The sequence below is a fragment of the Streptomyces sp. NPDC058195 genome, assembly GCF_042883525.1.
In the GTDB taxonomy this organism is placed as follows: domain Bacteria; phylum Actinomycetota; class Actinomycetes; order Streptomycetales; family Streptomycetaceae; genus Streptomyces.
In genome coordinates this window covers 148706-166718 of sequence record NZ_JBHVVM010000002.1, presented here as the reverse complement: position 1 = coordinate 166718, position 18013 = coordinate 148706, and the positions used below count along the sequence as shown (strand labels likewise).

Genomic DNA, 18013 nt, shown 5'->3' with positions numbered 1-18013 from the left:
GTCTCCCGGGAGGCGTGGGTGTCAGCCGCGGGTCCGCCGGGCCATCGCGCGCAGCACCGTCGCGGTGGGCACGGGCGCCTGGCGGACCCCGGTCAGCTTCTGGTCGATGTAACCGGTGTGACCGGCGGTCGCGGCGGTGAACTCGGCCGCGGCGCCCTGCGGGCGGAAGCCGTGGCGTACGGCGAGCCTGCGCAACTTCGGGTCGGTGGAGAGGAGTTCGCCCAGCCGTCGGCCCTCGGCGGTCAGGGGCACCAGGGTGTGGTCGCTGGACACGGTGGTGTCGGGGTAGAGGAGGACCAGGTCACCGGCGTCCTGCCGCTGCATCAGCAGCGAGGCGACCTGGGACTCGTACACCAGCACCAGGGGGTTGCCGACCCCGCTGATGAAGTCCCGGAACGGGGCGTCGCTGCTGGTCTGCTGGGCTCCCTGGACCTGGATCAGTTTTCTCAGGAGCGGGGCGGTGCGGCCGATCGCGGCGCTGTCGGCGGCGACCCGGCCGCCGTCGGCGACGTAGGACGCGGCGGCGAGGTAGAGGGCGCCGGAGTTGGACGAGACGGGGTCGGTGCTGGTGATGAACACCGTGCCGGTCAGCTCGGCGTGCTTCGCCGCCCCTTTGAGCTGCTGCCAGGTCCGGTCGGCGCGGGCGGCCCGGAGGTAGGGCCCCATCAGCAGCTTTCCGCTGGTGTGCCCGTTCAGCGCGGCGAGGCCGTTGGCGGCCAGGACCTGGGCGGCGGCCCGGTGCGCGACGACGACCAGCGGGGAGTAGAAGGGGCGGAGCGGTCCGCCGGTGACGGCCGAGTGGCGCTGGAGGTCGTCGGCCGGGGCCTTCGAGCCGGGGAAGGCGAAGTCGTACCCCTTGAGGGAGAGCCGGTCCATCGCCCAGGACCCGGAGGTCTCCGCCCTGACGACGATCCTCCGGTCGGCGAGGGCCTTCACCACGTCGGGATCGGCGAAGAACTCGGCCTTCTCCGAACCGATGACTCCCCGCACGGTCCTCGGTGCCGTGCTCGGGTCCTTGCTGTCGCGGCCCGCTGCGACGGCTATGGCCACCCCGCCGATCAGCAGCACCGCCAGAATGATTCCCACGATGCGTCTCACAGCCGAAGCCTGCTCGCGGAAACCCACATTCCGGGCCGAGTCGGGTGGACGAGAGGTGAAGCGCTGATCCCAGTACGCAACGGGGGCGCGAACGCCCGGCCCGCTTCAGGGTGCGAACGCCCGGCCCGCTTCAGTGGTGGGGGCGCCTGGTCCGCTTCAGTGGTGGGGGGCGCCCGGTCCGCGCGCCTGGACGCCGCGGGGACCGGGGCCGTCAGCGGGCGCCGACCAGCGGGGTCGGCGCGGGGGCGGCGAGCGCCGCGGCGTGGGCGTCCATGCGCTCGGCCGCGAGGATCGCCGCGGCCGTGTCGGCGCGCGACGCGGCGACCACCAGCGCGCGGCCCGCGAGGGCGTGTGCGCGGCGGTGCAGGGCGGACGCGGGGGCGGCGGTCCGGCCGGCGTGCCGGGCGGGCGGTGCGCCCCGCAGCCGGGCGACCTGTGCGGCGATGCGGTCGCCCGCCGCGCCGAGACCCAGTTCGTCGGTGACCGCGAGGAGTGCGGCCAGGTGCCCGGCGAGCTGGATGTCCAGCTCTTCCTCACGGGAGCGGCCCGGGAAGTCGCCGGCGTGGTCAGCCGGTGTGTGGACCGACTTGGTGCGGATCGGTTCGTACATGGACGGCCTCCTGGAAGTGCAGTAGGTCCATCCTACATTGGAATCAGTCTAAAGTTATCTGCGATCGAAAGAGCTCTCTACGGTTGGCCGTATCCGTCCAGGAAGTGCGCGATCCGGGTCACCGCGTCCGTCAGGTCCTCGGTCGTGGGCAGGGTCACCACCCGGAAGTGGTCGGGTTCCGGCCAGTTGAAGCCGGTGCCGTGCACGACCATGATCTTCTCGGCCCGCAACAGGTCGAGCACCATCTGCCGGTCGTCCTTGATCGGGTAGACCTTGGGGTCCAGGCGCGGGAAGAGGTACAGCGCCCCCTTCGGCTTCACGCAGGTCACGCCCGGGATCCGAGTCAGGAGGTCGTAAGCGGCGTCCCGCTGCTCCAGGATGCGCCCGCCCGGCAGCACCAGATCGTCGATCGACTGGCGCCCGCCCAGCGCGGTGGCCACGGCGTGCTGCGAGGGCATGTTGGCGCAGAGCCGCATGTTGGCGAGGATCGTCAGCCCCTCGATGTACGAGGCGGCGTGGGCCTTCGGGCCGCACACGGCCAGCCAGCCCGACCGGTATCCGGCCACCCGGTAGTTCTTGGAGAGCCCGTTGAACGTGAGCACCAGCAGATCGGGGGCGAGTGCGGCGGTCGGGGTGTGGGTCGCGCCGTCGTACAGGATGCGGTCGTAGATCTCGTCGGAGCAGACCACCAGGCTGTGGCGGCGGGCGATCTCCGTCAGCCCGCGCAGCATCTCCTCGTCGTACACCGCGCCGGTCGGGTTGTTCGGGTTGATGATCACCAGGGCCTTGGTGCGGTCGGTGATCCGCCGCTCGATGTCGGCCAGGTCCGGCATCCAGTCGGCCTGTTCGTCGCACCGGTAGTGCACCGCCGTGCCGCCGGCCAGTGATACCGATGCCGTCCACAGGGGATAGTCCGGGGCGGGGACGAGCACCTCGTCGCCGTCGTCGAGCAGTGCCTGCATCGACATCTGGATCAGCTCGGAGACGCCGTTGCCCAGGTAGACGTCCTCGACGTCGAGGGCGATGCCCTTGGTCTGGTAGTGCTGCACCACCGCCCGCCGCGCGGACGGCAGCCCCTTCGCGTCGCCGTAGCCGTGCGCCCCGGAGAGGTTGCGCAGGATGTCCTCAAGGATCTCGGGCGGGCACTCGAAACCGAACGCGGCGGGGTTGCCGGTGTTCAGCTTGAGGATGCGGTGACCGGCCGCTTCCAGCCGCATCGCCTCCTCCAGCACCGGGCCCCGGATTTCGTAGCAGACGTTGGCGAGCTTCGTGGACTGGGTGACCTGCATGCCCGGGAGCTTACGGCCGCCCCGCACCCGTCGCCGGGGCTTTCCTCCCCAAACGCCCGGCCCGGCGGCCCGCCCCGCCCGGTGCCGTCTTCCATCGCCATGTGCCCGCCGCCCGGCACCGTGGGAACGCCGGGCGGGAGCGCCGCCGTGGCTTCGAATGCACCGGAGCGCGGCCGTGACGGGTCCGGACGGGTGAGATGCGCCACGGGGCGAGGGCCGGGGCGGGGACGCGGTGAGGCGCGGCGGCTCGCGCGGGGTTCGCCGGGGCGGTCCGTCGAGACGGCCCGGAACGGCTTGAAACCGACCCTTGTGGGGGGTCCTCTTGTGCGCCAACATGCGCATGTCAATTCGCAAGACTTCGGTGGGCGGGGCCGTCGGGCTTCTGCCCAGGTCATTTGAGAGGACCCCCCATGAAGAAGCCTCTCGTCGGTGCGCTGTTCTCCGTTCTGCTCCTCGGGGCAGGTGTCGCGCCCGCTACCGCCGCCACCGTCGCGGCCGGCGACGGAGCGGCGCCCGTCACCGCCAAGGAGACGGTCAAGCCCAAGGCGGTCAACTTCGCCGGGACCGTGGCGCTGAGCAACTGTTCCGGCTCCGTCGTCCGCACTCCCAGCTCACAGCCGGGCGATCCCGCGCTGGTGCTGTCCAACGGGCACTGCATGGAGACCGGGTTTCCCGCGCCCGGCCAGGTCGTCCGCGACCGGCCGTCCACGCGCAGCTTCACCCTGCTGAACGCGTCGGGAACCGGCGTAGGCACCCTGCGCGCCAGCAAGATCGCGTACGGGACGATGACCGACACCGACATCTCGGTCTATCAGCTCACCTCCACCTACGCCCAGATAGAGAGCACGTACGGCATCAAGGCGCTGGAGCTCAACTCCGCGCACCCGGTCCAGGGCACCGCGATCACGGTCGTGTCCGGCTACTGGAAGCGTACGTACGCCTGCAACGTCGACGGCTTCGTCTACCGTCTCAAGGAAGGCTCGTGGACCTGGAAGGACTCGGTCCGCTACACCTCCGCCTGCCAGACCATCGGCGGTACGTCCGGCTCCCCGGTGATCGACAACGCGACCGGCAAGGTCGTCGCCGTCAACAACACCGGCAACGAGGACGGCCAGCGGTGCACGGACAACAACCCGTGCGAGGTCGACGAGAGCGGCACCGTGACGGTGCGCCAGGGCATCAACTACGCCCAGGAGACGTACGGCATCGTGCCGTGCATCGGCCCCGGCAACCAGTTCGACCTGAACCGCGCCGGGTGCGTTCTGCCGAAGCCCTGACCGTGTGAACCCCTTCGCCGCCGCGATGCCCGCTGTTGCCGTGGGGCGTCGCGGCGGTGACGCGCCGCCCGTCGGCCGCGCCGGGCCTGTCGCGCGAGGCCGGTCGCGCGTGGCCGGTCGTGCGTGGCGGGCGCGCCGGTCCGTTGGGGCCGTCCGGCGCTTCGTGCCCGGTCCGTTGGGTCCGGCTCTTCGCGTTCAGCTCTTCGCCGCACGGTCGACGGCCGCCGCGATCCCGTCGAGCAGCACCCCGAGCCCGGCCTCGAAGGTCGCCCGCGCCTCCCGTTCCAGGTACGGCACCGACTCCTCGTCCGGCGTCATCTCCCGGGGCGCGCTCGCGCCCTCCAGTGCCGCGAGGTGCGGACAGCGCTCCGCGAGGTCGGGTGCCACCTCGGCCAGCAGCGCCGAGCGCGCGAACCACCACTGTTCGTCCGGCTCGCCCGTCGCCGCCGCGGCCTGCCGCGCCTCGGCGACCGTACCCGCGCAGCCGCGCACGAAGTGGGACAGCGTGCCGATCAGCCGCCGCAGCACATGGGGGTCCAGCCCGGTCGCGCGCAGCAGCCGCACCAGGGTGTCCAGTCCCGCGTATTCGTGCGGGCCCAGCACCGGGCGGGCCTGGGAGACCTGGAGCACCCAGGGGTGGCGGAGGTGGAACTCCAGGCCGTCGTGCGCCCACGCCGTCAGGCCGGCCCGCCAGTCGCCGTCGTCCGGGTAGTCCGCGGGCAGTTCGGCGTGGACCTGGTCGTACATCAGGTCCAGTAGTTCGCTCTTGCCGGGGACGTAGGTGTAGAGCGCCATCGCCGTGCGGCCGAGCCGTGCGCCCACCGCCCGCATCGACAGCGCGGCCATCCCCTCGGCGTCCGCGAGCGCGATCGCGGACGCCACGATCGCGTCGACGCTCAGCTTGGGTTTCGGGCCGGGCTTCTGGCCGGGGGCGGGGCGCCGCGCGGACTGCCCGGTCGGTCCGGCGCGCCACAGCAGGGACATCGAACGCCGGGCGTCGCCCTGTCCGGCAAAGACCACCACTTGCGACTCCTTACGCCGTAAAGTAACCTCACCCGATAATTCCTTACAGCGTAAGGTATCAGGCGGAGCGATCACCGGAGAGGTGGGGGCGGCGATGGGTCAGGCGTTGGCCGTGTCATACGTACGGGTCGTCGGGGTCGAGCGGGTCACCCCGCGGACGGCGCGCGTCACCTTCACCGGGGACGCGCTGGCGGAGCTGCTGGAGGACCGGCCCGACCAGCAGATGAAGCTCTGCTTCCCGAGGCCGGGCCAGGCCCTGCCCCGGCTGCCGGAGCCGGACGCCGACGACACGTACGGGATGCGCTGGTACGCGGCGTACCTGGCGATTCCCGGGCCCGAGCGGCCGTTGATGCGGAGCTTCACCGTGCGCGGCCACGACCGGGCGGCCGGGGTGATGACGGTCGACTTCGTGCTCCACGGCGATGACGGGCCCGCCGCCCGCTTCGGCCGGGAGGCACGCCCCGGCGATGTGCTCGGCATGGTGGGCCCCTCGTCGCTGTACGCCCGCCCGCTGCCCGCCGCCGACTGGCTGCTGCTGGCCGGGGACGAGGCGGCGCTCCCCGCGCTCGGCACCCTCCTTGAGTCCCTGCCCGCCGGGGCGCGGGCGCTCGTCTGGGCCGAGGTCGCCGACGCGGCGGAGGAGCGTCCGCTGCCCTCGGCGGCGGAGGTGGCCGTGCACTGGGTGCACCGGAACCGGGGCGGGGCGCTGCCCGACGCGGTGCGGGCGGCCCGGCTGCCGGAGGGGGCCGGGGCCGCGTGGCTGGCCGGTGAGGCGGGTGCCGTACGGGCGCTGCGCCGCCATCTGGTCGAGGAGCGCGGGATGGACCGCGAGGCCGTGGAGTTCACCGGCTACTGGCGGCGCAGCCTCACCCAGGACGACGCCCCGACCGAGGAGGACCTGGCCTGGGCGAAGGAGCAGGCGGGGGAGTGAGGCGGGCTCACCGGGTGCCCGTGCCGCGGACGGCGCGGCCCGCCAGTTCCTGGGTGCGGCGGCCGTTCTCGATGACGAAGCGGCCGTCGATCAGGACGTGAGGGATGCCCGTCGGCAGCGTGCGCGGCGCCTCGAAGGTGGAGCCCGCGGCCACCGTCAGCGGGTCGAGGAGGACGAGGTCGGCGCGGTAGCCCTCGCGGACGTACCCCCGGTCGGTCAGGCGCAGCCGCCTCGCCGGGCGGGAGGTGAGGTGGGCGACGCACTCCTCCAGGGTCAGGACGCCCAGCTCCCGTACGTACCGGCCGAGATAGTGCGGGAAGGTGCCGTAGGCGCGGGGGTGCGGCTTGTCGCCCTGGAGGATGCCGTCGCTGCCGCCGGTGTGCACCCGGTGGCGCATGATCCGGCGTACGTTCTCCTCGTGGCCCACGTGCTGGAGGATCGTGGGGCCGAGCCGGTCCTCGGTCAGCAGGCGGCGCGCGGTCGTCCAGGGCGTCTCGCCGCGCAGCCGGGCGGAGGCGGCCACGGTGCGGCCGACGTGGTCGGCGAGGGCGGGCGCGGTCACCCCCGAGATCTCGATGGTGTCCCACTCGATCGGCACCCCGTGGCAGCCGTCCGAACCCAGCTCCTCCACGTGGTGGCGGATGCGCTCCGCCGTGGCGTCGTCGGTGAGGCGGTCCAGCAGGGCCCCGGGTCCGCCCTCGCTCGCCCAGCTCGGCAGCATCGCGACGAGGGTGGTGCAGCCGGGGGTGTACGGGTAGGTGTCGAGCGAGATGTCGGCGCCCGCGTCGAGGGCCTCGTCGAGCAGGGCGAGCAGCTCGGGGGCCCGGTCCTTGTTGACGCCGAAGTTCATGGTGGCGTGGGCGAGGTGGAGGGGGCAGCCCGCGTCCCGGGTGAGGCGGACCATCTCCGTGTACGCGTCGAGCGCGCCCGCTCCGTACGAGCGGTGGTGCGGGCAGTAGTAGCCGCCGTGCGCGGCCACCACCTGGCACAGCGCGGTGAGTTCGGAGTCGTCCGCGTACATGCCGGGGGTGTAGGTGAGGCCGGAGGACATGCCGACCGCGCCCTCCGCCATGCCCCGGGCCACGAGCTCCCGCATCCGGTCCAGCTCGGCGGCGGTGGCGGGGCGGTCCTCCCAGCCCATCGCGTACATCCGGACGGTGCCCTGCGGGATCAGGTAGGCGGCGTTGACCGCGATGCCCCGCCCGCCGAAGTTGCGGTCCAGCCGGTCCAGGTACTCGCCGACGGTGCGCCAGTCGAAGTCGATGCTCGTGTCCTCGGGCGCGCCGCCGTTCCAGCCGCTGATGGAGCGGCGGACCTCGGCAAGCGTCCGGTCGTCGACCGGCGCGTACGACAGGCCGTCCTGGCCGAGCACTTCGAGGGTGACGCCCTGCGCGGCCTTGGCGCTGTGGTCGGGGTCGCGGAGCAGGGCGAGGTCGCTGTGCGCGTGCATGTCGATGAAGCCGGGCGTGAGGGCCAGCCCGTCGGCGTCCAGGACGCGGCGCCCGGAGGGGCGGGGGCCCGCCGCGCCCTCCGGGCGGACCTCGGCGATCCGGCCGTCGCGGACGCCCACGTCGGCGCGGCGGCCGGGGGCGCCGGTGCCGTCGACGACGTGGGCGTTGCGGATGACCAGGTCCATGGGGGCGGCTCCTGAAGGGCGGGGGCGGGGGCGTGGATCAGAAGAAGGTGCGGACGTACTCCGTGACCGTGCCGTCCTCGGTGACCAGCGGGATCAGCTGCCACTTGTCGAAGACGGTGCACGGGTGGGAGAGGCCCAGCCCCACCCAGTCGCCCACCTCCAGCTCCGCGTCCGGCCCGGTGCGCAGCCAGGCGTGCTGGTCGGACAGTCCGCTGACCGTGATGCCCGTCGCGGGGCGGACCGAGCCGTCCCGGCCGGACCGCACGAGCTGCGCCTCGGGGAGGTCGAGGTCGTACGCCGCGTCCCGCTTGCCCGCGTTGAGGAAGGCCTGCTCGGCGGACGGGCGGGAGACGACCTGCGCCCACAGCCGGAACGCGGGCCGGAGGGCGCCCTCCTCCGGGATCCGGTTGAAGGGGGTGAGGTGGCGGTAGTGCCCGTCGTCGTGCGAGACGTACGCCCCCGAGCGAAGCAGCTTCAGCACGGGCGCGGAGAGCTCCGGGATGTCGGCGAACACCTCCGCCACCGCGTCGAACCAGGCACTGCCGCCCGCGCTGACCACGATCGGCTCGCCGGGCGCGAAGCGGCCCGCGCGGTCGAGGGCGACGGCCAGCGCGACGAGGCGGCGCAGCCAGTCGCGTACCCGCTCGCCGGTCGCCTCCGGGACCTCGCCCTCGTAACCGGCCACGCCCACCAGCCGCAGCGTCCCGGCCGCGGCCACCGCGTCGGCCACGGCCGCGCACCCGGCCTCGGTACGGACCCCGGTGCGGGCGTTCTCGCCCGCGCCCAGCTCCACGACGACGTCCACGGGCCGGGAGGCGCCCGCCGCGCGCAGCGCCGTGTCCATCAGCTCGACACCGCGCACCGAGTCGACGTAGCAGACGAAGCGGAACTCCGGGTCGGCGTCCAGCTCCCCGGCCAGCCAGCGCAGCGCCGCGGCGTCCACCAGCTCGTTGGCGAGGAAGATCCGCCGGATGCCGAACGCCCGGTAGACCCGCGCCTGGTGCGGCACCGCCGCGGTGATGCCCCAGGCGCCGTGCTCCAGCTGGCGGGCGAAGAGCTGCGGGGACATGGACGTCTTGCCGTGCGGGGCGAAGGCCAGGCCGTGGTGCTCGGCGTACGTACGCAGCAGGGCGAGGTTGTGCGCGACCGATTCGGCGGACAGGGCGAGTACGGGGGTGGTGAAGCCGCCGGTGTAGAGGTTGCGCCGCTGGGCGGCGAGGGCTCCGACGGTCAGGCCTTCCGCGTCGGGGGGCAGCGCCTTGAAGCGGTGGTCGACCACTTCGCCGGTGAGGGCCGTCCCACCGGCGGGAGCCGCTTCGGTGAAGGGCGTCACGGACTGTTCGGCGGGCTGCTGGGCGGCCAAGGGGGTCCTCCTCGGGAACTCGTCCGTTGCATTATATGCAATGGTCATTGCGCATGACGCTCAGGGTTGTCTAGCACTCGCGTGGACGTCCGGTCAACGACGGGCGCGGAGCCCCGCGCCCGCCCCCGACCGTACGTCGGCTGTGAACCGGCCGCGAAGGATGTGGGGGCGGGACCGTTTCACCGGCGCCACCGTCAGGGTTGCGCTCTCCGCAACGCCCATTGCGTAGAACGCTTGTCGCTGTCTACCATCCGAGCCGACGCCCGCGGTTCACGGCGTGCGCCCGTGCCGTATCCCGGACCACCGTCCGCCGCAGCTGTGAGGAGCCCCGAGTGTCCGCAACCCCGGCCAGACCCGCCGTCGTCACCACCACCGACGCCACCGCCGTCGTCACCACCGACGTCGTGTGCCTCGGTGAGTCGATGGTGACGTTCCTGCCGTCGCGGCCCGGACGCCTCGCCGACGTCCCCTCCTTCGACCGCGGCATCGGCGGCGCCGAGTCCAACGTGGCCTGCGCGCTGGCCGCCGCGGGGCACCGGACGGCCTGGGTCAGCCGGGTCGGCGCGGACGGCTTCGGCGACCATCTCGTCGCGGCGATCGCGGACTACGGGGTCGACACCTCCGGGGTGCGCCGCGACCCCGCCCGGCCCACCGGGATCTACTTCCGCACCGCCACCGACCGCGCCACCGACGCGCACGAGGTCGCCTACTACCGGGCCGGGTCCGCCGCCTCCGCGATGTCCCCGCACACCGTCCCCCGCGCGTCGCTGCCCACGGCCCGGATGCTCCACCTGTCCGGGATCACCGCCGCGCTCTCCGCCGACTGCCGGGCCCTGCTCCACCACCTGACGGAGCCCCGCCCCGGCCGTCCGGCACTCTCCTTCGACGTCAACCACCGCCCCGGCCTGTGGCGCGGCACCGACGCGTCCCCCCACGTCCTCCTGGATCTGGCCCGCCGCAGCGACCTGGTCTTCGTCGGCGAGGACGAGGCGCAGGAGGCGTGGGGGACGAGCGGCGCGGAGGCGGTCCGGGCGGCACTGCCCGAGCCGTCCGTCCTGGTCGTGAAGCGCGGCGCGGACGGGGTGACGGTCTTCTCGGACAGCGGGACCGGGACCGACACCGTCACCACCGTCCCCGCCCTCCGCGTGGACGTCGTCGCCCCCGTCGGCGCGGGCGACGCCTTCGCCGCCGGGTTCCTCTCCGCCACTCTGCGCGGCCTCCCGGTGCGCGACCGCGCCCGCCACGGCCACCTGATGGCCGCCGCCGTCCTCACCGTCCCCGGCGACCTCACCGAACCCCCCGCCCGCGCGCACGCCGACGCCCTTGCCGCACTGGACGACACCGCCTGGGGGAGACTTCGTCTCGGCCCCGGCTGGACGGGGGACGACCAGGAGGTACGTACGACATGAGCCAGACCGTCGACCGGGCGCTGAGCATCCTGCCCCTGCTGGCCCAGGGGCCCGCCGACCTCGGCCAGGTCGCCGAGCGGCTCGGCGTCCACAAGTCCACCGCGCTGCGCCTGCTCCGTACGCTCCACGAGCACGGGCTCGTCCACCGCCAGCAGGACCAGCGCTACCGGCTCGGCGCCCGCCTCTTCGCCCTCGCCCAGGAGGCCGTCGAGAACCTCGACGTACGGGAGATCGCCCACCCCTACCTCGTCGAACTCAACGAGAGCTGCGGCCACACCGTGCATCTCGCGGTGTACGAGGAGCAGGAGGTGCTCTACATCGACAAGGTGGAGAGCCGCTACCCCGTCAGGATGTACTCACGGATCGGCAAGCCCGTCGCGATCACCGTCGCCGCCGTCGCGAAGCTGCTCCTCGCCGACCTTCCCGAACCCGAGCGGCGCACGGTCGCCGAGAAGCTCGACTACCCCATGTACACGTCCCGTTCGACCCCGAACGCCGGAGCGTTCCTCAAGGAACTGGCCGTCGTCCGCGAACAGGGCTGGGCCACCGACCTCGGTGGCCACGAGGAGTCCATCAACTGTGTCGCCGCCCCCATCCGGGGCACGGACGGGCGGGCCGTCGCCGCGATGTCGGTCTCCGCGCCCAACGTCGTCGTCACGGCCGAAGAACTCCTCACCCTGCTCCCGCTGGTGCGCCGCACCGCCGAATCCATCAGCCGGGAGTACTCCGGCACCACCCGACCCAAGAAGGCCTGAACTGCCATGACCGAGAAGATCGCCCTCACCCCGAGCACCCACACCACGCCCCCCGCGAAGTTCTCGCACGGGGTGAAGAAGGGGAACATCCTCCAGGTCGCCGGGCAGGTCGGCTTCCTGCCCGCCGTGGAGGGCCGGGCCCCGACCCCCGCCGGTCCGACCCTGCGCGAGCAGACCCTCCAGACCTTCGCCAACGTCAAGGCGATCCTGGAGGAGGGCGGCGCCAGCTGGGACGACGTGATGATGATGCGCGTCTACCTCACGGACGTGGACCACTTCGCCGAGATGAACGAGCTCTACAACACCTACTTCGCCGAGCAGAACCTCACCGCGCCCCCCGCCGCCCGCACGACGGTCTACGTCGGCCTCCCCAAGGGCCTGCTGATCGAGATCGACGCCCTCGCGGTCCTCGGCTGAACCAGCTGGCCCACGGGGCGCGACCGCACCACCGCACCACCGAACACGGCACGGCGCTCCACTCCACGGGGCGCCGTGCCACGCTTCCCCGCACCCGGGAGCCGTCACCGGCAACGGAGCCGCCCACACCGCTCGCCGCACCCCCCCACCGGCCGGGACACCACCCCGCACCAGTGGCATCCTCCCGCTGACCGACGCCGGACCGCTGACCGACGCCGGACCGCTGACCGACGCCGGACCGCTGACCGACGCCGGACCGCTCACCGGCGCCGCCCCGGGAATCGCGCTGCCCGGCACGGGACGGACGAAGCCCACCGGGACCTCTGACCGTGGCGCAGCGGATCTCCCCGCGCCCGGTCACGCCGCCGAGGCGCAGATGAGGCTCTTGCCGTGGTTCACCGGCCAGTACCAGAACCGTTCACCGCTTCCGGCCGGGCAGGTCCAGTTCGACCCCTGCGCGGGCGCCCGGTAGTAGCCGGTGATCCGCAGGATCGACTGTCCGGCCACCGGCACGGTCGACGCGTTGCAGCTCCACACCACCGTCAGATCGGCGTTGGTGGCCCCGTTGACCTTCGCCGGGAAGCACTGGCCCACCTGGTACACCCGGTCGAGGCAGAGCGTGCGCACCACGCCGTCCGCACCCGACTTGCGCCACCAGGTGAAGCCCGCCCCGCTGTCGCACGAACTGGAGGCCCCGGCAGCGGTGCTCACCCGGTTGACGTGCATGTACGCGTTCGACGCACGGCAGCCCACCCGGACCGGCCGGGTGGAACTCATCGTGCCGTGCCCGTCGTTGTACACGTCGAGGCAGTCACCGGCGTGCACCGCGGCGAAGGCCAGGTCGGTGGCGTCCGGAGTGGGCGTCGGGGTGGGTGTGGGGGTCGGCGTCGGCGTCGGGGTGGGCTCCTCGTCGTCGCCGCCGGAACCGTCCGTACTCGACGCGTCCGTATTCGACGCGTCCGTGCCGGAATCGTCCGTGCCGGTGTCGTGCGTACGGGAGCCGAGTCCGGCACCCGCGACGGATCCGGCGCTGGCCGAGGCGGAGGAGCCCGAGCTGTCCGACGACGTGGCGCGGTCCCAGGGCTGCCAGAACAGCAGACCGATGACGATCAGGGCGACCAGCCAGCCCCAGTTCGACGAACCGCCCGAGGAGCCGCTCGCGTTCGAGGAGGGCGACGGGGCGGACGGCGAAGAGGAGGAGGGGGAGGAGGACGGGGAGGAGGCGGCGGCCGAGCGTGCCCGCGCGGCACGGCGCGCCCGCTCCGCCCGCTGGCGCTCGGCCCGTTCGGCCTGCTCGCGTTCCGCGCGTTCGCGCTGGGCGCGTTCCCGGGCCTCCCGCTCCCGGGCGGCCTTCTCCCGCGCCACCCGCTCCCGTTCGAGGCGTTCGGCCTCCTTGCGGGCCGCCTCGGCGCGCTGCCGCTCCACACGCTGCGCCCGTTCCCGTTCGGCCTGCTCGGCCCGTTCGCCTTCCTCGCGTTCACGCTCGGCCTGCTCCGCCCGCTGCCGCTCCGCCAGCTCCGCGAGGGCCGCCATCTCCTGCCGGGTGCGGTCGAGGCGGCGGGCCCGGTCGCGGTCCGCGCGGGCCTGCCGCTCCGGTGAGTAGATCAGCGTGGGCCGGGGCGGCGGCACCACCCGGGTGCGCTGCTGGGCGGTGCGCCGCCCAGCGGCCGGAGCGGACGGCCGGGTGCGCCGCCTGTCCGCCAGCTCCAGCCCCTGCGTGGCGTACGCGCCGATCAGCGCCGTCCACCGCGGCGGCAGCCACCGGGCGCCGCCCCGCGTCGCGGGCATTCCGGCCTGGGCCCGGCGGAACCGGGCGAGCAGCTCGGCGGGCTCGGGGCGCTGCTCCGGGTCGACGTCCAGGCAGGGCCGGACCGTTGCGACGAGTTCCTTCGGCAGCCCGGTCAGGTCGAGCTCGCCGCGCTGGACGCGGGCCAGCAGCCGCAGGGTGTCGCCGTCCGCGCGGTAGGGCGGGCGCCCGGTGGCGAGGAGGAAGAGCGTCGCGCCCAGCGAGTACACGTCGGAGGCGGCCGTGGACGCCTCGCCGCGCGCCTGTTCCGGCGAGGTGAACGCGATCGTGCCGAGTGTGAGCCCGGTGAGGGTGAGGTCGCTGGCGTGCGAGATGCCGAAGTCGATGACCCGGGGGCCCTCCAGCGGCAGCAGCACGTTCTGCGGCTTCACATCGCGGTGCACGATGCCCACCCCGTGCAGGGTGACCAGTGCCTGCGCGGTCCCGGCGGCGATCCACCGTACGGCCGAGGCGGGGAGCACCCCGCAGGTGCGGGCCAGTTCGGCGAGCGAGGGGGCCGCGATGTAGTCGATGGCCATCCAGGGGCGCTCGGCGTCCGCGTCGGCGTCCCGCACCCGCGCCGTGAACGCGCTGTCGACCCGCTGGGCCAGCGCCACCTCGCGGGCGAAGCGCCGCCGGTCGACCGTGCTGACCTCGCCCTCGGCCAGCAGTGTCTTCACCGCGACGAGCCCCCGCCCGCCGGGCGGCTGCCCGTCGGTCCTCCGCCCCCCGGGCCCCGGGCCGCGGGCGTCGTCCGCGGCCAGATAGATCCGTCCCATGCCGCCGGATGCCAGCCGCCCGATCAGGCGGTACGGCCCGAGCGTCGCGGGATCGTCCTCACTCAATGCCTGAATCCGCGCCCCGGTCATGTCCTGTCCCCCCGTCACACCGCACCTGAGCCTCCTCACGGTGACACGAGCATGCCCGAACAGCCATGGAGGGGGGCCGTCCCGGTCACTCTGTTGCCGGTCCGGGACATGTCCCGCACGTGCGGCAGCGCCGCCGGGGGAGCGGCGGCGCTGCCGGTCGTGGTGGCCGGCCGGTGGCTACGGCAGGCCGTGGACGTGCGGGCCCACCGCGTTGGACCAGGCGTTGCCCGACTTGGCGTCCCAGGCGGTCGACCAGGTCATCGCACCGCGGATGTCCGGGTACGTCTTCGACGGCTTGAAGGAACCGCAGTTGGTGCCGGAGGCCAGGCAGTCCAGGGCCGCGTTCACGACCGAGGGGGAGACGTAGCCGCCGCCCGCCGCGCTGGGGGAGGCGGGCACTCCGAGACCGACCTGCGACGGGGCGAGGCCGCCCTCCAGCTGGATGCAGGCGAGCGCGGTGAGGAAGTCCACCGAGCCCTGCGAGTAGACCTTGCCGTCGCAGCCGAGCATCGCACCGCTGTTGTAGTACTGCATGTTGACGACGGTCAGGATGTCCTTGATGTTGAGCGCCGTCTTGAAGTACTCGCCGCCGGTCGACTGCATGTCGATGGTCTGCGGGGCCATCGTGATGACGAGACCGGAGCCCGCCTTCTGCGACAGCGAGCGCAGCGCCTTCGTCATGTAGGTGGAGTTGAGGCCGTTCTCCAGGTCGATGTCGACGCCGTTGAAGCCGTACTCCTGGATGAGCGTGTAGAGGGAGTTGGCGAAGTTGGCCGCCGAGGCATCGCTGTTGACGGAGACGGTGCCCTTCTCGCCGCCGACCGAGATGATGACGTTCTTCCCGGCCGCCTGCTTCGCCTTGATGTCGGCCTTGAACTGGTCAACGGTGTAGCCGTTCAGCCCGGCGGTGTCCAGGTTGAAGGTGACCGCGCCCGGTGTGCCCGTGGCGTCGGCGAAGGAGACCGCGATGATGTCGTAGTTCGCGGGCACGTCGCTGAGCTTCTGCACGGTCGCGCCGTTGTTGAAGTTCTGCCAGTAGCCGGTGACCGCGTGCTTGGGCACGGAGGTGCCGGGGTTCGGGTTGCCGCCGCCCTCCTTGGCCGTACGGGCGCTGACCGCGGCGGACTTGACGGACTCGCCAGCCGCGTTGGTGGCCGTCACCGTGAACTGGTACGCCGTGTCGGCGCTCAGCCCGGTGACGGTCGCGGAGCTCCCGGTGGCCGTGGTGGCCTTCTGGCCGTCGCGGTAGACGGTGTAGCCGGTCGCGCCGGACACCGCGTTCCAGGACAGCGCGACGGAGGTGGTGGTCGTCGTGCCGACCGAGAGACCGGCCGGGGCGGACGGAACGGTCGGGTCGGGGTCGGAACCGCCCCCGCCGTCGGGGCCGTTCACCGACAGGTCGTCGACCAGATAGGCGGCCTGCCCGTACCAGCCGTGCGTGTAGACCTCCACGGAGGTGGTGCTGGGGCCGGTCTTGAAGCTGGTGCTCAGCTGGGTCCAGCCGGAGGAGCCCGGCGACCAGGTCGACACGTCGGTGGTCCCGGTGCCGCTCGCGCCGAGGTACGCGTAACCGCCCTGCACCCAGGAGCTGAGCGCGTAGGTGGAGTTGGGCTTCACGGACACGGTCTGGGAGCAGCGCGCGGTGTCCTGCCCGCCCGGGGTGGCCTTGAGGGCGGCGGTGCCGCCGTGCACGGGGGAGGAGACGGTGGTGCCGCTTCCGTTGGTGCACGTCCAGTTGGCGAGCCCGGACTCGAAGCCCGCGTTCCTGGCGACGTTGATGTCGGCGGCCTGGGCGCTGGAGACCAGACCCGTGGCGGTCAGCGCGGCGGCCGCGAGGACGGCGGTGGCGGCACCGCGCCCGACGCGGCTTCGGCGCCCGCGGGTTCTGCGGGCACCGAGGGGGGAACGTTCCACTTGCTGCCTCCGTGGGGAGTCGGTGGTACCTGCCGGGAGCGGCCGGGCGGGTCGGCGGGGTGGACCGGCGCCGCCCGGGTCGACCGGAAGGTGACGAGGGGAAGACGGGGATGTGGAGCAGAGGGAACGGTGGCCACCGCTGGCCGACAAAACTGGTCCAGACCAATAGAGTTGTCAAGACCTCTGGCGGGAGGAACCGGGTCCGCCGCCCGTGCCGGGCGACCCCCGGGCCGTCACCGCGACCGCCCCGCGCGCACTCCGCTTACGCCGCGCGCCGGGCCCTCCCGTGCACCGGCCGCTGCCCTCCGACGGCCGCGAAGTCACGTTCTCGTGGCCATGCATTGACGTTTTGTTGACCTTCCGTAACCTTGTTCGAGCGATCCTGCGGGGGTGCTCGGACAGTGAGCGTCCGGACCGTCGGCGGCGGTCGTGCGGGACGCGCCATTCCTGCCGTGTCCACGCTGACGTGCACCGATGAAGGTCCTGCCCGGACCGCGGGAAGGCGGGACGGTAACCCTCCGCAGTGGTACGGAATTTGACGATTTTCGATTTGCTCCGATTTAGCACGCGGGTGTTACGCGGGCGCCTCGCATGTGTTGTCGGAATGCCCCTCGAAAAGTGTTCTCTGCCAGGTAGGACGTGGATAAAGTGCTGAGCCAGACCGCGGAGCAGGAGCGATTGCGGCCGACGCCATGACCGGCGTCCGGCCGGAGCCGAAACGGGGAACAGCGTGCCGACCGCAATAGCAGTGACCAGTGCTGATCTGGTACTTCCTCCTACCGATCAGCAGACACCGACAGCCGCCCTGTTGCAGGCTCCGGACGCCCAGGCGCTGGAGATGGCCATCGGTGACATGCACGTACTGCTGGAGCAGCACGGCTACGTCGTCGCGGTCTACCCGTCCAGCATCTCGCCCGCCCACGAGCGCAGGCTCTACTCCGTGCGCTCGGTCCTGGAGAGCGACCGCATCGCCCTGGTCAAGGTGGACCTCCCGCCGCTGGGCGTCGCCGTGCTCGTCAGGCAGCTGCGCCAGCTGTCGATCTGTGACTTCAGTCCCGGGGTGGTCGCCTCCGCCGCCCGGCTGCTGACGCACTACATCCACGCGGGTGCCCTGCTCCACTCGGTCGCCAAGTTCGACCGCGTGCCGGTCGACCTCAAGACCCATGCCAAGTCCTGGGTGCCGGGCTCCCTGTTCGCCGTTGTCACGGGCCCCGAGCCGCAGCTCGTCACGGTCGGTCCGAAGTCCGATCTGCCGGCTGGCCCCGAATTCGGCACGCACCTCATGACCGCCAAAGGCCAGTCGCAGTCCGAGTGGGTGAAGGAAACCCTCGCACCCGCGTGGCAGGTCCAGGCCATTCAGGAGTCCGCGCTTCCGTCCCAGTCCCCGTCGTGGTGGGGGACCGGGAAACTGGTGGAATTCGCCGCCTATCTGCCAGACCTCTCCGTCCTGTACCAATTGGTGGCCTCCGTGCGCCGTGAGAACTGCCACTGGTGCCGCATGGAACTCATCGGTGATCGTTGCGGGTTCTGCTCCTCCCCGCTTCCCGCGACCGAGAACCGCTTGCACTCCGCCGGTGTCCTCAGCCATGAAGCGCTCGCGCCACCACACGCCTAGCGCTTCCGCTTTCCTCCGTAG

Annotated in this window: 14 protein-coding genes; 6 read left to right on the top strand and 8 right to left on the bottom strand. The window is 72.6% G+C overall.

What is annotated here, in order from left to right; all coding sequences use genetic code 11:
• Window positions 1-21: 21 nt before the first annotated feature.
• From ACFVWY_RS02895 to ACFVWY_RS02885, 3 genes are all read right to left on the bottom strand, one after another.
• The gene (locus tag ACFVWY_RS02895; protein WP_389866670.1) at window positions 22-1125 is read right to left on the bottom strand and encodes a hypothetical protein; all 1104 of its coding nucleotides are present in this window, start codon (window positions 1123-1125) and stop codon (window positions 22-24) included.
• Window positions 1126-1309: 184 nt separating this feature from the next.
• Window positions 1310-1708, bottom strand: coding sequence for a hypothetical protein (locus tag ACFVWY_RS02890; protein ID WP_389866669.1), 399 nt, complete (start codon window positions 1706-1708; stop codon window positions 1310-1312).
• Between the two features lie 77 nt (window positions 1709-1785).
• A complete protein-coding gene (locus ACFVWY_RS02885; RefSeq protein WP_389866667.1) occupies window positions 1786-2997 on the bottom strand; it encodes a pyridoxal phosphate-dependent aminotransferase in 1212 nt (403 codons plus the stop codon).
• Window positions 2998-3407: 410 nt separating this feature from the next.
• Here ACFVWY_RS02885 and ACFVWY_RS02880 point away from each other — a divergent pair, with 410 nt between their 5' ends.
• The gene (locus tag ACFVWY_RS02880; protein ID WP_389866665.1) at window positions 3408-4274 is read left to right on the top strand and encodes a serine protease; all 867 of its coding nucleotides are present in this window, start codon (window positions 3408-3410) and stop codon (window positions 4272-4274) included.
• 195 nt (window positions 4275-4469) lie between these two features.
• Here the strand turns inward: ACFVWY_RS02880 and ACFVWY_RS02875 are convergent, their stop codons facing one another.
• Window positions 4470-5297 carry a TetR/AcrR family transcriptional regulator gene (locus ACFVWY_RS02875; RefSeq protein WP_389866662.1) on the bottom strand — a complete coding sequence of 276 codons (828 nt, stop codon included), beginning with the start codon at window positions 5295-5297 and terminating at the stop codon, window positions 4470-4472.
• Between the two features lie 94 nt (window positions 5298-5391).
• Between ACFVWY_RS02875 and ACFVWY_RS02870 the strand changes: the two genes are divergently transcribed.
• Window positions 5392-6228 (top strand): siderophore-interacting protein, encoded by an 837-nt coding sequence (locus ACFVWY_RS02870; RefSeq protein ID WP_389866660.1) that lies wholly within the window; start codon window positions 5392-5394, stop codon window positions 6226-6228.
• 7 nt (window positions 6229-6235) lie between these two features.
• Here the strand turns inward: ACFVWY_RS02870 and ACFVWY_RS02865 are convergent, their stop codons facing one another.
• Window positions 6236-7864 carry an amidohydrolase family protein gene (locus ACFVWY_RS02865; RefSeq protein ID WP_389866657.1) on the bottom strand — a complete coding sequence of 543 codons (1629 nt, stop codon included), beginning with the start codon at window positions 7862-7864 and terminating at the stop codon, window positions 6236-6238.
• Between the two features lie 37 nt (window positions 7865-7901).
• Window positions 7902-9227: an amino acid deaminase gene (locus ACFVWY_RS02860; RefSeq protein WP_389866654.1), complete on the bottom strand. Its 1326-nt coding sequence runs from the start codon at window positions 9225-9227 to the stop codon at window positions 7902-7904.
• Window positions 9228-9631: 404 nt separating this feature from the next.
• On the opposite strand from ACFVWY_RS02860, the gene ACFVWY_RS02855 reads away from it, so the two are divergent.
• The 3 genes from ACFVWY_RS02855 to ACFVWY_RS02845 are packed head-to-tail and all read left to right on the top strand — an operon-like array spanning window position 9632 to window position 11808.
• A complete protein-coding gene (locus ACFVWY_RS02855; protein ID WP_389867087.1) occupies window positions 9632-10636 on the top strand; it encodes a sugar kinase in 1005 nt (334 codons plus the stop codon).
• Entirely contained in the window at window positions 10633-11391 is a 759-nt protein-coding gene (locus ACFVWY_RS02850; RefSeq protein WP_389866652.1) for an IclR family transcriptional regulator, read from the top strand. The genes ACFVWY_RS02855 and ACFVWY_RS02850 overlap by 4 nt, the downstream gene beginning before the upstream one ends.
• A 6-nt stretch (window positions 11392-11397) precedes the next feature.
• Window positions 11398-11808 (top strand): RidA family protein, encoded by a 411-nt coding sequence (locus tag ACFVWY_RS02845; protein WP_389866650.1) that lies wholly within the window; start codon window positions 11398-11400, stop codon window positions 11806-11808.
• A gap of 357 nt (window positions 11809-12165) precedes the next feature.
• On the opposite strand, the gene ACFVWY_RS02840 is transcribed toward ACFVWY_RS02845, so the two are convergent.
• A complete protein-coding gene (locus ACFVWY_RS02840) occupies window positions 12166-14439 on the bottom strand; it encodes a protein kinase (protein WP_389866647.1) in 2274 nt (757 codons plus the stop codon).
• A 201-nt stretch (window positions 14440-14640) separates the two neighbouring features.
• Window positions 14641-16377 carry a chitinase gene (locus tag ACFVWY_RS02835; RefSeq protein WP_389866645.1) on the bottom strand — a complete coding sequence of 579 codons (1737 nt, stop codon included), beginning with the start codon at window positions 16375-16377 and terminating at the stop codon, window positions 14641-14643.
• Window positions 16378-17125: 748 nt separating this feature from the next.
• Here ACFVWY_RS02835 and ACFVWY_RS02830 point away from each other — a divergent pair.
• Window positions 17126-17992, top strand: coding sequence for a hypothetical protein (locus tag ACFVWY_RS02830; RefSeq protein WP_389866643.1), 867 nt, complete (start codon window positions 17126-17128; stop codon window positions 17990-17992).
• Window positions 17993-18013 lie beyond the last annotated feature (21 nt).